Annotated in this window: 13 protein-coding genes; 6 read left to right on the top strand and 7 right to left on the bottom strand. The window is 66.9% G+C overall.

The window, feature by feature from the left end; all coding sequences use genetic code 11:
- Positions 1 to 244: 244 nt before the first annotated feature.
- Positions 245 to 652: a response regulator gene (locus AC07NC_RS14075; protein ID WP_494569950.1), complete on the top strand. Its 408-nt coding sequence runs from the start codon at positions 245 to 247 to the stop codon at positions 650 to 652.
- 143 nt (positions 653 to 795) lie between these two features.
- Here the strand turns inward: AC07NC_RS14075 and arsH are convergent, their stop codons facing one another.
- The 5 genes from arsH to AC07NC_RS14050 are packed head-to-tail and all read right to left on the bottom strand — an operon-like array spanning position 796 to position 3820.
- Positions 796 to 1548, bottom strand: a complete 753-nt coding sequence (gene arsH, locus AC07NC_RS14070; RefSeq protein ID WP_494569949.1) for an arsenical resistance protein ArsH — start codon at positions 1546 to 1548, stop codon at positions 796 to 798.
- Entirely contained in the window at positions 1545 to 1964 is a 420-nt protein-coding gene (gene arsN2 / locus AC07NC_RS14065) for an arsenic resistance N-acetyltransferase ArsN2 (protein WP_494569948.1), read from the bottom strand. Before arsN2 ends, arsH begins: the two co-directional genes overlap by 4 nt.
- Positions 1964 to 3055: an ACR3 family arsenite efflux transporter gene (arsB, locus tag AC07NC_RS14060; protein ID WP_494569947.1), complete on the bottom strand. Its 1092-nt coding sequence runs from the start codon at positions 3053 to 3055 to the stop codon at positions 1964 to 1966. Before arsB ends, arsN2 begins: the two co-directional genes overlap by 1 nt.
- Complete coding sequence (gene arsC, locus AC07NC_RS14055) at positions 3055 to 3477, bottom strand: arsenate reductase (glutaredoxin) (RefSeq protein WP_426025436.1); 423 nt, start codon at positions 3475 to 3477, stop codon at positions 3055 to 3057. The genes arsB and arsC overlap by 1 nt, the downstream gene beginning before the upstream one ends.
- A gap of 7 nt (positions 3478 to 3484) precedes the next feature.
- Positions 3485 to 3820 (bottom strand): ArsR/SmtB family transcription factor, encoded by a 336-nt coding sequence (locus AC07NC_RS14050; RefSeq protein WP_494569946.1) that lies wholly within the window; start codon positions 3818 to 3820, stop codon positions 3485 to 3487.
- A gap of 87 nt (positions 3821 to 3907) precedes the next feature.
- Between AC07NC_RS14050 and AC07NC_RS14045 the strand changes: the two genes are divergently transcribed.
- The 5 genes from AC07NC_RS14045 (at position 3908) to AC07NC_RS14025 (ending at position 10588) form a co-directional block, all read left to right on the top strand.
- Positions 3908 to 4276, top strand: a complete 369-nt coding sequence (locus AC07NC_RS14045) for a hypothetical protein (RefSeq protein ID WP_494569945.1) — start codon at positions 3908 to 3910, stop codon at positions 4274 to 4276.
- 281 nt (positions 4277 to 4557) lie between these two features.
- Positions 4558 to 4869 carry a hypothetical protein gene (locus tag AC07NC_RS14040; protein WP_494569944.1) on the top strand — a complete coding sequence of 104 codons (312 nt, stop codon included), beginning with the start codon at positions 4558 to 4560 and terminating at the stop codon, positions 4867 to 4869.
- A gap of 57 nt (positions 4870 to 4926) precedes the next feature.
- A complete protein-coding gene (locus tag AC07NC_RS14035) occupies positions 4927 to 6180 on the top strand; it encodes a TolC family protein (protein ID WP_494569943.1) in 1254 nt (417 codons plus the stop codon).
- Positions 6177 to 7355: an efflux RND transporter periplasmic adaptor subunit gene (locus tag AC07NC_RS14030; RefSeq protein ID WP_494569942.1), complete on the top strand. Its 1179-nt coding sequence runs from the start codon at positions 6177 to 6179 to the stop codon at positions 7353 to 7355. The genes AC07NC_RS14035 and AC07NC_RS14030 overlap by 4 nt, the downstream gene beginning before the upstream one ends.
- Positions 7356 to 7366: 11 nt before the next feature.
- Positions 7367 to 10588 carry an efflux RND transporter permease subunit gene (locus AC07NC_RS14025; RefSeq protein WP_494569941.1) on the top strand — a complete coding sequence of 1074 codons (3222 nt, stop codon included), beginning with the start codon at positions 7367 to 7369 and terminating at the stop codon, positions 10586 to 10588.
- 177 nt (positions 10589 to 10765) lie between these two features.
- Here AC07NC_RS14025 and AC07NC_RS14020 read toward each other — a convergent pair whose 3' ends face one another.
- Together AC07NC_RS14020 and AC07NC_RS14015 are read right to left on the bottom strand one after the other, a co-directional pair.
- The gene (locus AC07NC_RS14020) at positions 10766 to 11698 is read right to left on the bottom strand and encodes an aspartyl protease family protein (protein WP_494569940.1); all 933 of its coding nucleotides are present in this window, start codon (positions 11696 to 11698) and stop codon (positions 10766 to 10768) included.
- A 108-nt stretch (positions 11699 to 11806) separates the two neighbouring features.
- Positions 11807 to 13195: a sensor histidine kinase gene (locus AC07NC_RS14015; protein ID WP_035310254.1), complete on the bottom strand. Its 1389-nt coding sequence runs from the start codon at positions 13193 to 13195 to the stop codon at positions 11807 to 11809.
- Position 13196: the final 1 nt, after the last annotated feature.

Here is a 13196-nt window from a genome sequence, read left to right as displayed (position 1 = left end):
AACTCTTTCTTCCCCTCAAAACCCCCGAAACCAAAGCTCCGAAGCCCTCAGGGCCGGCCCGTTTCCGAGCGAGGCGGCTCTATACGTAGGGGCCATTTCGTCTGCAACAGGATTCTGACATTCCCGCGAAGATTCTCGCCAACTCCCGATCGGCGAACAGCCGCGCTTGCCGCAGGGGCGCCCGCCCGCGCGGCGCTGGAACCGGACTCCTTTCAGATCGTTCTTGATCCGAAGCGGGGCCTCAATGTTGTCGAACTCCATGCCTGCGCCCCCTGAGGCTGCGGCCGACGCGCCGCATGTTCTCGTCGTTGAAGACGAGTTTCTGATCCGAATGCTGGTCTCAGATCACCTTCGTGATGTGGGTTTCGTCGTCATCGAGGCCTTCAACGCCGACGAGGCGGTCGCGATTCTGAAGTCGGGCGCTTTTATCGACCTGATCTTCACGGACGTACGCATGCCCGGGTCGATCGACGGCCTCGGGCTTCTGGCCTACGCACAACTTGGTCAGCCGAGGATTCCCGTGCTCGTGTCCTCCGGCCACCTCGAGCCCGAGACCGCCTATGCGGGCGGCGCCGCCGGTTTCCTGCCGAAGCCCTTCGACCTTGACGTTCTGGTCGTCGCGATGAGGACGGCGCTCGCAGCCGCCGCCTAGCAGATCGGCCTTCTGGCGCATTCAGCCTCGGGACGGCTCCCTGCATGCCCCGCCGACCGAGGTCGGCCCTGTCCGCCCGGATCAAGGCCGTGCGCCTGAACGGCGCGTCCGTGCGACACCCTCCGTGCGGACCCTGGGCGGAATCACTGTGGCTTAATGGCGATGGCGGAAAGATCGGTCTGTGGGTCCAGAGGGACGCCCGCAGCCTTGCGCTCGGAATAGCGGTCGACCAGCTGGGCCGCGTGGGGGCGCAGCAGGATCGTGAAGCGCACCAGTTCCTCCATCACATCGACGATCCGGTCGTAATAGCTGGAGGGCTTTATCCGGCCGTCGTCGTCGAACTCGTTGAAGGCCATGGCCACGCTGGACTGGTTGGGGATGGTGAACATCCGCATCCATCGCCCCAGCAGGCGCAGGGTGTTGACGGCGTTGAAGCTCTGCGACCCGCCCGAGACCTGCATCACCGCCAGGGTGCGGCCCTGGGTCGGCCGCATCCCGCCCAGGCTGAGCGGCAGATGGTCGATCTGCAGCTTCATGATCCCCGAGACCTGACCGTGCCGTTCCGGGCTGCACCAGACCATGCCCTCGCTCCAAAGGGCGTGTTCGCGCAGTTCATGAACCGCAGGATGGTCGTCCGCGACATGCTGATCGGTCAGCGGCAGATCGCGCGGATCGAAGATCCGGGTTTCGCACCCCATCCATTGCAACAGCCGCGCCGCCTCCTCGACGCACAGGCGCGAATAGGACCGGTCCCGGAGCGACCCGTAGAGCAGCAGGATCCGCGGCGGCGGGTCGTTCGGCCCCAGCCCCGCCGCAGGATCGCGCGCCAGATAGGCCGGGTCCAGGGCGGGCAGATGATCGGGGTCCGGCAGGGGCCGCAGACGGTCGAAACTCATGAAATGGCCTTGGTCATATAGGCGGCGGACGCCGGGCAGAGCGCCGCGAACTCGCGCGTCCGAAGGATGGCCTCGGGGGCCGTCTCACGCGCGCCGCGCACAAATCCTCGGCGAGCGAAGAAGGCCTCCGCCGTAGTCGTCAGCAGGTGCAGGGTCTCCGCCCCCAGATCCCTGGCCACGTCTTCTGCGGCGGTCAGGAGGCGCGCGCCTGTGCCCCGCGCCCGATGATCGGGAAGAACGACCAGCGACCGCAACAACAGATGCCGGCCTTTGCCTTCCAGCCCTGCGTAGCCGACCAGGGCGCCGTATTGGGTCGCGCCGAAATAGCGGCCGGCGCCAGGCTCGGGCAGGCCGGCCTCAGCCAGGGCTGCGATCAGGCCGCGATCGCCGGCGTCCACCACACGCAGGGCGACCATCAGGCGTCCGCCGGCGGGGCCGTGTCGGCGAACCAGCGCCGCCCCATCCACAGGGCGACCGACACCAGCAGGATCAGCACCGGCACCTCGACCAGGGGGCCGATCACTGCAGCGAAGGCGACAGGCGACGTCAGGCCGAAGGCGGCGATGGCGACGGCGATGGCCAGTTCGAAATTGTTCGAGGCGGCGGTGAAGGCCAGGGCCGTGGTGCGCGGATAATCCGCCTCGATCAGCTTGCCCATCAGGAAGCTGACGACGAACATCACCAGGAAATAGATGGTCAGCGGCACGGCGATCCTCAGCGCATCCAGCGGCAGGGCCACCACCTCGCCGCCCTTCAGGCTGAACATGGCGACGATGGTGAACAGCAGGGCGACCAGGGTCATCGGCCCGATGCGCGGCAGGAACCGGGTCTCGTACCAGGTTGCGCCCTTGCGCCGGATCAGGACCAGGCGCGTCAGGAAACCCGCCAGGAACGGCACGCCCAGATAGATCAGCACCGCCCCGGCTATGGTCCAGAAACGGATCGCGACCACGCTGCCCTCCAACCCGAACAGCGGCGGCAGGACCGACAGGAAGAACCAGGCGTACAGGCTGAAGAACAGGATCTGGAAGATGGAGTTGAAGGCGACCAGACCGGCCACATACTGGTTGTCGCCGCGCGCCAGCTGGTTCCAGACCAGGACCATGGCGATACAGCGGGCCAGGCCGATCAGGATGACCCCGGTCATATATTCCGGCTGATCCCTCAGGAAGATCACCGCCAAGGCGAACATCAGCACCGGCCCCAGCACCCAGTTCTGGAACAGGGACAGCAGCAGCACCCGCCTGTCCGCAAACACCTGCGGCAGGGCCTCGTACCGCACCTTGGCCAGGGGCGGATACATCATCAGGATCAGGCCAATGGCGATGGGGATATTGGTCGTGCCGACCGACAGCCCGTCCAGCCAGGCCGGCAGACCGGGAACGAAGGCGCCCAGCGCCACACCCAGCCCCATGGCGACGAAGATCCACAGAGTCAGCCAACGGTCGAGGAAGGACAGCCGCCGGGGCGCGGCCGCAGAGGCTGGGGCGACGGGCGTATCGACCATCAGCGAACCCTCCGCCCCTCGGCGTCGATCACCACTTCGCCGTCTTCCTTGACGAACGGTTTGAGCCCGTCCTCGGGCAACAGATCCAGCACCGCCTCGGACGGCCGGCACAGGCGCACGCCGCGCGGCGTCACCACGATGGGACGGTTCAGCAGCACCGGATGGGCCTCGATGGCGTCCAGCAACTGGTCGTCGCTGACGGCCGGGTCGCCCAGACCCAGCTCGGCGAAGGGCGTGCCCTTCTCGCGCAGGAGATCGCGCAGCGGCGCGCCCGTCCGCGCGGCCAGGTCCTGGATCAGGGCGCGGCTAGGCGGCGTCTTCAGATATTCGATCACATGCGGCTCGATCCCCACGTGGCGGATCAGCGCCAGGGTGTTGCGCGAGGTCCCGCAGGCGGGATTGTGATAGATGATGACGTCCATGGGGTCCTCAGTCGCGGCAGGGCGCGAGTTCGGCGAGCCTGGGCTCGCAAAGATCGGCGCGACCCTGGCAGCAGTCCTCCAGCAGGAAGACGGTCAGGTCGCGCAGTCGGCTCAGATCGGCGCGATAGATGATGGACCGGCTGCGCCGCTCGGCCGTGATCAGTCCGGCCCGCGACAGCACGCCCAGATGGGCCGACATGGTGTTGGCCGGGATCGCCAGCCGATTGGCGATCTCGCCGGCGGCCAGTCCCTCCGGCTCATGCCGCACCAGAAGCCGGAACGTCTCCAGACGCGTGTTCTGGGCGAGCGCGGCCAGGGCGAAAATGGCGATCTCTGATTCCATGTTTCCGATATAATGGAAATATGGAATCAGCGGCAAGCCGTATTCCAAGATCGACTATGCCGCACTCCGCACCCGGATCGACCGGTCTTGAACCCGGTCCTGGTCCGCTGGATCCTGGCCTTCAGCTTCCCGCTGGGCGCCTTTGGCCATTTCTGGTGGGTCGGCAGGCACGGGCTGTTCTATCACGGCCCCGCGCCGGCCTGGGCGGTCTGGTTCTGGTACGGTCTATGCGCGACCGACTTCGTGGTCTGCTGGCTGTTGCTGACCCGGCCCCGGCCAGGTCTCGCGCTCGCTGTTGCCGTCATGGCCGTCAGTCTGATCGTGAACTGGACCTGCTTTCCGACCTTCGAGCGCGGCTTCAACGGCGTTCTCGTGGGCCTGACTGCATTCGGCCTGCTGGTTTTCTGCATCGCGCCCTGGCTTTGGACGTCAGTCAGCCAAGACGACGGCACGTGATGAAGGCCGTCTGACGCATCCCCGTTCCCCTGACCTTCGGCCATAGGCGGACGACACGGCGAACATCGTCGGGTCTGGCAAGATTCGCGTGATGTGCGCGGTCCTGAGTCAATCGCGCCCGACAGGCTCTACCGGAACTTCAAGACGGCGGCGCGCGGCCAAGTCTGGCTCGTCGATCTGACGGCGCGCACTCCTGAAATATCCCAAAGTAGTGGACTATTGACGAAACCGAAGTCGTGGTAAGCACGGCCATGGTTCGGCCTACTGAAAGACCCGGCATTATGGCGCTCATTGCGCTGTTCGTCGCCCTGTTGGTCTTGATCCCCGCCGTCGATGCGTCGGCCTGTGCGGTAGAACGCGATCCCGGTCACGCCGCTGCGCTGCTGATCGATGACATCGGCGATGAGCCGGCCGAACCTGGCGACCACGCCATCTGCAACCATGGGCATTGCCACCATGCCGGCGTTACGGCCCTGGCCACGGTTGACTCCGAAACGACGCTGTCATTCTCGGACGCCGGCGTGATGATCTTGCCCTCGCTCCCGATGTTGTCCCGCGCGCCCAGCGGTCTGGAACGCCCTCCCAGAGCCTGACGATGTCTTGCGCCACATGGCGCGCTTCAATCGTCTGGAACTGCTGGGACATGGAAAATGCCACCCCTTGAATCTGTCCGGTCGCGTCTTGCGATCGGCTGCGCCGTGGTCGCTATGGCGACGGCGGTCACCGGCCCTGCGTGGGCTGATCCCGCGCCTTCGTTCGAGGCGTTGCTTGAACGCATCGGCCTGACGCCGACGACGCTGGAGGCTGATGCATTGCTCGACGCGGCCGAGGCTCGGGTGCGTCAGGCGCGGATGCGGCCCAATCCGGAACTAAGGCTGGAGGCCGAAAACGCCTTCGGCAGCAGCCCCTTCACGGGCTACGACAAGGCCGAGACCACCCTGTCGTTGACGCAAGACCTCGAACTCTGGGGACGGCGCCGCGCGCGGGTCGCGGTCGCGAGGGCCGAGGCCGGTACAGCGGGACTGAGGCGTGAACTGGCGGCCGTCGAAGCCTGCGCCAGACTGGCTCTCGTCTATGCCGAGGCGGAAGCCGGTCAGCGACGGTTTCTGCTGGCCGAAGAGGCGCTGGCCGTCACGGTCGCCGACACGCGTGCGGCGCTGGTCCTGGTGGAAGAGGGTCGAGAACCCTTGCTGCGCGGCGTCCAGGGCGAGAGCGAAGCGGCGGCCGCCCGTGCGACCCTGGATGAAGCCAAGGCCGAACGCGACGCAGCGTTCGCACGTCTCGCCGCCGTGGCGATGCTGCCGGCGCCGGTCACGTCGATCAGCCACAGTCTGATCGACCGGGCGCCCGTTACAGCAGTACTGACGCCGGGTGCGACCCCGCAGGTGCGCGTGGCCCAGGCTGAGCGTGCGGCGGCCGAGAGCCGGATCGAGGTGGAGCGTGTGCGCGCCCGGCCGGACGTCCGGGCCTTCGTCGGCGTGCGTCATGACGAGGCCGAAGACGCGACCGCCCTGACCTTCGGGCTGAGCGTACCGCTGCCTCTGTTCGACCGTAACCGGGGCAATATCGACGCCGCACAGGCGGAGTTCAGGGCGGCCGACGCCCGTCTGATCGGTGCGCGTCAGGAAGCGGAAGCGGATCGTAACGCCGCCGTCGCGCGTCTAGCCGCCTCGACCAGCCGGGTCTCAGCCTCTGACGCCGGGGCCGCCGCCGCCGAGGAGGCCTATCGCCTCGCGCGCATCGGTTTCGAAGCCGGCCGCATCTCGCAACTGGAACTGCGGTCATCCCGCATGGCCCTGATTTCTGCTCGCAACGCCGCTGTGGACGCCCGCCTGGCGCGGGTCCGGGCGGAAATCGATCTCGCGCGCCTGCAAGGCCGCGCTCCCTTTGGAACATCGCAATGAAGCCGACATCCCCGATCAACAAGACCTGGCTGACGGCCGGGGTCGCCGCCGTCGTCGTTCTGGGCGGCGCGGGCCTCTACGCGATGACCCGCGCTTCGTCCGACAGCCCGGCGTCCGCCGAGGCTGGACATGCCGAAGGCGAGGAGGTTCGCACCGGAAAAGCGGAGGCTGGGGAAGACGTTCTGGTTCTCACAGCGGCGCAGATCGAAGCCGCAAACATCTCGGTGATCGCCGTCTCCGGGGGCGGAGGCGGCGAAACCCGACTGTCGGGCCGTATCGAACCCATGATCGACGCCAGAGCCGCCGTGGCCGCCTCCGTCGGAGGTCGGGTTGAGCGGCTTCTGGTGTCGCCGGGCCAGTCGGTGCGCGCCGGGCAGTCGCTGGCTATTCTGGTCAGCGGCGAGGCCGCCACCCTTCGCGCCGATGCGGACGCGGCCCAGGCCAACGCCGTCGCCGCTGAGCAGTCCCACAGTCGCGAGGAGAGCCTTGCCGATCAGGGCGTGGTCGCGCGTCGTGACGCCGAGGTCGCCCATGCACAGGCGCTCAGCGCTGAAGCTGCCGCCCGCGCCGCCCGCGCCCGCGCTACAGCCGCCGGGTCGCCCGATGCATCGGGCCGGCTCAGTGTAAGGAGCCCGATCTCGGGCGTGGTCACCAGCGTTCAGGTCGGGCCGGGAGGCTTTGCCACCCAGGGCGGGATCATCGCCGAGGTCACCAATCCTGCGCGGGTGGAAATCGTCTTTAATGCTCCGCCGGCGCTTGCGGCCCAGGTTCGCGCCGGATCATCTCTGCGTGTGCAGGGACGGGGTGGCGAGTTCGACGCCGTCGTCATCGGCGTCGCCGTCGGCGCCGAGAGCGGCGCGACCATCATCCGCGCACGTCCAACAGGCTACGACCTGCCGCCCGCCGGCTCGGCTGTGACGGGCAGCATCGTTACGGGTGAGAGGGCCGGCGGCATCACCGTTCCGTCCGAAGCCATTCAGACCGCTGACGGCGCGAGCGTCGTCTTTGTGCGCACCGCGACAGGATTCCGCGCCGCGCCCGTTCTGGTCGGCCGGCGCGCCGGCGACCGAACGGAAATCCTCAGCGGCCTGACGGGGGCCGAACAGATCGCCGGGGCCAACGCCTTCCTCCTCAAAGCCGAACTCGCCAAGGGCGAGGCCGAGCACGGGCACTAAGGGCGACGATCATGTTCAAATCCATCATTGAAGCCTCGGTCCGGTTCCGCTGGTTCGTCATGCTCGCCGTCAGCCTCGTCGCGTTGCTGGGCCTGTTCGAACTGACCAAACTGCCGATCGACGCGGTTCCCGACATCACCAATCGTCAGGTGCAGATCACTACGGTCGCTCCCGCCCTGGCGCCCGAGCAGATCGAGCGTCAGGTCAACTATCCGCTGGAGACGGCCCTGGCCGGCATCCCGGGCCTGACCAGCACGCGGTCGCTGTCGCGCAACGGCTTCAGCCAGATCACCGCCATCTTCACCGACCAGACCGACATCTATTTCGCCCGCCAGCAGGTCGCCGAACGGCTCGCGGCCGCATCCGAAAGGCTTCCTGACGGCGTGGAGCCGAGCCTGTCGCCCATCACCACCGGCCTCGGCGAAGTGCTGATGTGGACGGTCGACTATGTGCCGTTCAACAGCAAAAGCCTGGCGAAGCCTGGCCAGCCTGGTTGGCAGGACGGTGGCGTTTATCTGACCCCTGAAGGCGATCGACTGACGACGCCGGAACAACGCGCGACCTATCTGCGCACGGTCCAGGACTGGATCATCGCGCCCCAGATGCGCACCACTACCGGCCTCGCGGGGGTCGATACGGTGGGCGGCTACGTTAAGGAGTACGCCGTCCGACCCAATACGTCGCAACTGGCCGCCTATGGCCTCGGCCTCGGCGATCTGGTCGAGGCGGTCGCGCGCGCCAACACCCAGGCGGGCGCGGGCTACATCCAGCGCGCGGGAGAGGCCCTGGTCGTGCGCACCGACGCCTTGGCCTTGACCATCGACGATCTGGCCCAGGCCCCGGTCGTCAATCGCGGCGGTCTGGTCGTTCGGGTCGCCGACGTCGCCACGGTCGAGATCGGTCAGGCCCCGCGCCTGGGCGGCGCCAGCCGCGATGGCCATGAGGCGGTGCTGGGCACGGCCCTGATGATCGCGGGCGGCAATAGCCGAACCGTGGCCCAGGCCGCCGCCGACAGGCTAGCGCTGGTGGACGACAGCCTGCCGCCCGGCGTCGTCGCTCTACCGGTGTTGAACCGCAGCGAACTGGTCAACGCGACCATCTCGACCGTCGCTCGAAACCTGACGGAGGGGGCGCTGCTGGTCATCGTCGTTCTGTTCCTGCTGCTCGGCAATATCCGCGCGGCGACCATCACCGCCCTGATGATCCCGCTGTCCTTCCTGTTCGCCGTCATCGGCATGAACCGGTTCGGCATCAGCGGAAACCTGATGAGTCTCGGCGCTCTCGACTTCGGCCTGATGGTCGATGGCGCGGTCGTGGTGATCGAGAACACCCTGCTGACGCTGACCCGACGCCGGGCCTCGCTGGGGCGAATACTGACGCGCCGCGAGCGACTGGACGTCGCCGTTCAGTCCGCACGCCAGATGGTCAAGCCCGCTGCCTTCGGCCAACTGATCATCCTCCTGGTGTTCGCCCCATTGCTGATGTTGGAAGGGGTCGAGGGCAAGACGTTCCAGCCCATGGGCGCGACCGTCATGCTGGCCCTGGTCGGGGCCTTCATCTTCTCCTTCACCTTCGTGCCCGCCATGACCGCCCTGCTGGTGCGCGATCCCAAGTCGGTTCACCTCGGGCCCGACGGTCTGGCCGTCGAACACGAGACTTGGCTGCTGCGGCTCGCCCGACGGTTCATCCAGCCGGCGATCAAGGCGGCGGTCGCACGGCCCGAGGTCGTGCTGGTCTCGGCCGTCGCCACCCTAGCCATCGGCGCGATCTCCTTCATGTCCCTGGGTCGAGAGTTCATTCCGACGCTCGACGAAGGCGACATCGCCATGCAGGCGCTGCGCGTGCCATCGGCCTCGCTGGAGCAGTCGCTGGCCATGCAGATGGCGCTGGAGCGCGCCATCAAGGTCCAGCCCGAGGTGGAGACCATGTTCTCGCGCACCGGCACGGCCGAAGCGGCGGTGGACCCGATGCCGCCCAACATCTCTGACAGTGTGATCGTTCTGAAGGACCGCAAGGACTGGCCCGATCCAAGCCTGGAGAAGGAGGCGCTGATCGAACGGCTGGCGGCGACCGCAGGCCGGCAGATCGGAAATAACACCGAGTTCAGCCAGCCGATCGAACTGCGTTTCAACGAACTGATCTCTGGGGTTCGCACCGACCTCGCCGTCATGGTCTATGGCGATGATTTCGACACGCTCCAGCGCGTGGCGGATCAGGTCGCAACCTCGCTGCGGAACACGACAGGATCCGCAGACGTGCGAGTCGAGCAGGCCACGGGCCTGCCCACCTTGACCATCAGCGTCGATCGCACCGCCGCCGCCAGCTATGGCCTCTCAGCAACGGACGTCAGCGAGGCTGTTTCCATTGGTATAGGCGGCGCCGAGGCCGGTCGCATCTTCGAGGGCGACCGGCGCTTCGACGTCGTTGTCAGACTGCCCGATGGCGCCCGAAATGACCCGGCGGCCCTCGCGGCGCTCCCCATCGTGTCCGATGCCGGCGTGATCGTGCCGTTGTCTTCGGTCGCACGCATCCAGACCGGCGAGGGGCCGAACCAGATCAGTCGCGAGAACGGCAGCCGCCGCATGGTGGTCCAGGCCAATGTGCGGGGTCGCGATCTGGGCGGTTTCGTCGCCGACGCCCAAAACCAAGTCTCGCAGATCGAACTCCCCGCCGGAGTCTATCTGGATTGGGGCGGCCAGTTCGAGAACCTGAAGCGAGCGGAGCAACGCTTCGGGCTCGTCATTCCGGTGGTCTTCGTGCTGATCGGCGTGCTGTTGTTTCTGGCGTTGGGATCGTTCGCAGAGGCGGGTCTGGTCTTCGCCTGCGTCCCCCTGGCTCTGGTCGGCGGCGCGCTGGGGCTCCTGCTGCGCGGCATGCCCTTCTCGGTCTCTGCGGCGGTCGGCTTCATCGCGGTCTCGGGCGTGGCGACCCTGAATGGCCTGGTGCTGATGCAGGCGATTCGTGAACGGCTGACGGCCGGTTTGACGCCCTATGACGCCGCCATCGAAGGCGCCTCCAGCCGTCTCAGGGCCGTTCTGACGACGGCCCTGGTCGCCATCGTCGGCTTCATCCCGATGGCGCTGGCCCACGGCGCGGGGGCGGAGGTCCAAAAGCCTCTGGCGACGGTGGTGATCGGCGGCCTCCTGACGGCGACTCTCCTGACCCTGCTCGTCCTGCCGACTTTCGCCGCCAAGGCGGTAAAGCACCGGAGGGCCGAAGGCATGGATGACTGATCCCCCGGCGGGAGCCAGACATTTGAAGGGCGAGCGGCTCGCGGGACCAGCCGCCGCCCCGATGTTCCGAAAGTGCGCCAATGCGCCCGCAACAGCGGCGAGCGCGCGCAACAGATGATGTCGAAAGCCAGCAACGGAGCCGAGACCGGATCGGGTTTTCGAGCCCGGGCGGCCGGCTCAGCGGGGATCAGGACCGTTTGGCTGCCGCGGGATACGGATCTGCAGTTCGCTGCGTGGGAAGTCGAGGGCGTAGGCGTCGAGGTTGTTCAGCAGATCGGCGCCGAGGATCAGGCTGGGACCGCCTTCCGCCCCAGCGTCGTCCGCCTCGCCCGCGATGAATATCAAGGGCGCATCGCGGAAATTCACCGGACCCAATCTGATGCGGCCGACGACCCCTTTCATGACGACCGTCCCATGCTGCGTCGCCCCCCGGATCTCACCCGCCGGCGTGAGCCGCGGATCGGTTTCCGCCCAGCCCAGCGCACGAAGGGCTCCGCCCGACGCCACGGAGACAGCCGCGCCGGTATCGACGAGGGCGGTGAAGGTCACCCCGTCAATCTCGACCGGCACCGTCAGGAGGCCGCTGTCATCCAGACGGCCCGCCACGGCCACGAAGCCGTCGGCCGCCGCACCGGAGCGTTCGAGGCTCAGGCGGTTGGCGGCGTGATCAAACAGAAGACGATCTCCAGTGAACCTCTCCATGCCGATAATGCCGCGCGCCTCGGTGACGCCGGCGTTCGGAAGGGCGAGCATCCCGACGCTCTCGACGTCGAACAGGGGGGTCTTGAAGCGATCAACTCCATACAGGCCGGCTTGCTGCTGGCCTGCGACGCCGCCGATATTCATCTCGCCTATGACGGGCAGTTTCAGTTCGTCGACCAAAGGCAGGGTGACGAGACTGGTCTGGGCGGCGGTGTCGACCACCATGCGGAACGGCCCCTTGCCGTTGATCTCGGCGTCTAGGGTCGGCCGACCGCGCGTGTCGCGGGTCAGGACCGCGACCCTCGACACGGCGGGCGCCGCTTCGGCCTGCGCGGGCGGCAGCTGCGGCTCCCCGGCGGGGGCCTGCGTGCTCAGGGCCAGACTGGCGATCAGGATCAACGCGTGCATGAAGGGCTCCAGGACAGATCGACCTCTGTACCGGACCAAGCTGATCGGAAGCTGGCGCCGTCTGCCCAGGACCGGATGCGTTGCGTGACCCTTCCTCAGGGCCGAGCCTCAGGGCCGGGCCGGAATGTTCGGATCGAAACGCAGCGCCACCTCCGCCCCACCGCCGGCGACCTCGCCGATCACCACCGCGCCCTCGTGGCGATCAACCACCGCCTTGACGATGGCCAGACCCAGCCCATAGCCGCTGCGTCCGGTGGAGAACCGGGTGAAGGGCTCAAACAGCGTCTTGATCTGTTCACTGGGTATGCCCGGCCCCTGGTCGCAAACCCGAACCCAGCCGTCCTTGTCCAGTCGAACGACGACACGCTGGCCCTGCGCCGAAAACGACAGGGCGTTGTCGATGACGTTGCCGATCGCGGTCTCGACGAGGCTGGGATCGGCCCAGAGCCCATAGCGGGTCACCTCCCGCTCGAAGACGAGATCGAGACCGCGACGGGCCGCGACGACCTCCCGCTCGCCCACCGCCCTGCCGGTCAAGGTCACGAGATCCGATTCCTTCAGGGGCTCCGGAGCCTCGCCGATGGTCATCAGTTTGAGCAGTTGATTGGCGAGATTCGTCAGTCGCCGAACGTCGGAGATCAGCTTGTCCTTCAGCTGCCCGTCGTCCATGATTTCCAGCCGCGTTCTGAGCACCGTCAGAGGCGTGCGCATTTCATGCGCCGCGGCGGACAGGAAAAAGCGCTGACGCTTCTGGGCCTCGTCGACGCGCACGATCATCTGGTTCAGCGCCGACACGAGCGGCGCCACTTCCAGCGGCAGACCCTTTTCCGGAAACAGCTCGCTCAGATTGTCGGGATCGAGATCGCGCGCCATGGCGGCCACCCGCCGGATCCGCAACACGTTCGCCAAGAGGATTATGGTGAAGACGACGAAGGCCGCCCCTACGGTAAACAGGAATATCCCGCCGTAGCTCCATATGAACTTGCCATAGAGCCGAGCCGAGCCTGCGGCGGCATTGGTCGTTGCGTGTTCGATCCCGGCGTATTCATAATAGCTCGCCTGTCCGCCGCAGTCCGAATAGGCGAGGAAACTGCGACCTGGGCCGCCGGGATCACTGTTCGTGTTGGTGAGGCAGAGGCCTGAATAGACCTTCGTCAGATTCTGGCTCTGCAGCCGGTCGAACGCCAGGCGGATGAAGAAGGGCGTTCCCTCTCCGGAGCGAAACTCCCGCCCTTGCACCCGAACAAAATAGCGGAACTTGGGATTGTGCGCCTTGATGTCCCGCAAGACCGGATCGGCGTCCAGGTCGCCGCCGGCTCCCGCCTGCTCGCGTTCGGCGAAGGCGAAGCGGCTTAAGACCTCGGATGCGCTGGCTGCGGTGACCTCCAGAGGATCAGCGACGCCGGTCGGCTCGACCGACAGCAAAGGACGCAGGGTGAAGAAATAGACGCCGAAGCCGACGAACAGGATGGTGATGATCGCCAGTTGCGCGAACATG

Source organism: Brevundimonas sp. GW821-FHT10A07 (genome assembly GCF_059415785.1).
Note: the sequence above shows the minus strand (reverse complement) of the source record. Positions and strands in the feature narration are given on the sequence as shown.

What these genes read in the sequence shown, in the direction of transcription:
- AC07NC_RS14075 (WP_494569950.1), top strand. Translation starts at nt 245, where the DNA reads ATGTTGTCGAACTCCATGCCTGCGCCCCCTGAGGCTGCGGCCGACGCG.
- arsH (WP_494569949.1), bottom strand. Translation starts at nt 1,548, where the DNA reads ATGAGTTTCGACCGTCTGCGGCCCCTGCCGGACCCCGATCATCTGCCC.
- arsN2 (WP_494569948.1), bottom strand. Translation starts at nt 1,964, where the DNA reads ATGGTCGCCCTGCGTGTGGTGGACGCCGGCGATCGCGGCCTGATCGCA.
- arsB (WP_494569947.1), bottom strand. Translation starts at nt 3,055, where the DNA reads ATGGTCGATACGCCCGTCGCCCCAGCCTCTGCGGCCGCGCCCCGGCGG.
- arsC (WP_426025436.1), bottom strand. Translation starts at nt 3,477, where the DNA reads ATGGACGTCATCATCTATCACAATCCCGCCTGCGGGACCTCGCGCAAC.
- AC07NC_RS14050 (WP_494569946.1), bottom strand. Translation starts at nt 3,820, where the DNA reads ATGGAATCAGAGATCGCCATTTTCGCCCTGGCCGCGCTCGCCCAGAAC.
- AC07NC_RS14040 (WP_494569944.1), top strand. Translation starts at nt 4,558, where the DNA reads ATGGCGCTCATTGCGCTGTTCGTCGCCCTGTTGGTCTTGATCCCCGCC.
- AC07NC_RS14035 (WP_494569943.1), top strand. Translation starts at nt 4,927, where the DNA reads ATGCCACCCCTTGAATCTGTCCGGTCGCGTCTTGCGATCGGCTGCGCC.
- AC07NC_RS14030 (WP_494569942.1), top strand. Translation starts at nt 6,177, where the DNA reads ATGAAGCCGACATCCCCGATCAACAAGACCTGGCTGACGGCCGGGGTC.
- AC07NC_RS14025 (WP_494569941.1), top strand. Translation starts at nt 7,367, where the DNA reads ATGTTCAAATCCATCATTGAAGCCTCGGTCCGGTTCCGCTGGTTCGTC.
- AC07NC_RS14020 (WP_494569940.1), bottom strand. Translation starts at nt 11,698, where the DNA reads ATGCACGCGTTGATCCTGATCGCCAGTCTGGCCCTGAGCACGCAGGCC.
- AC07NC_RS14015 (WP_035310254.1), bottom strand. Translation starts at nt 13,195, where the DNA reads ATGTTCGCGCAACTGGCGATCATCACCATCCTGTTCGTCGGCTTCGGC.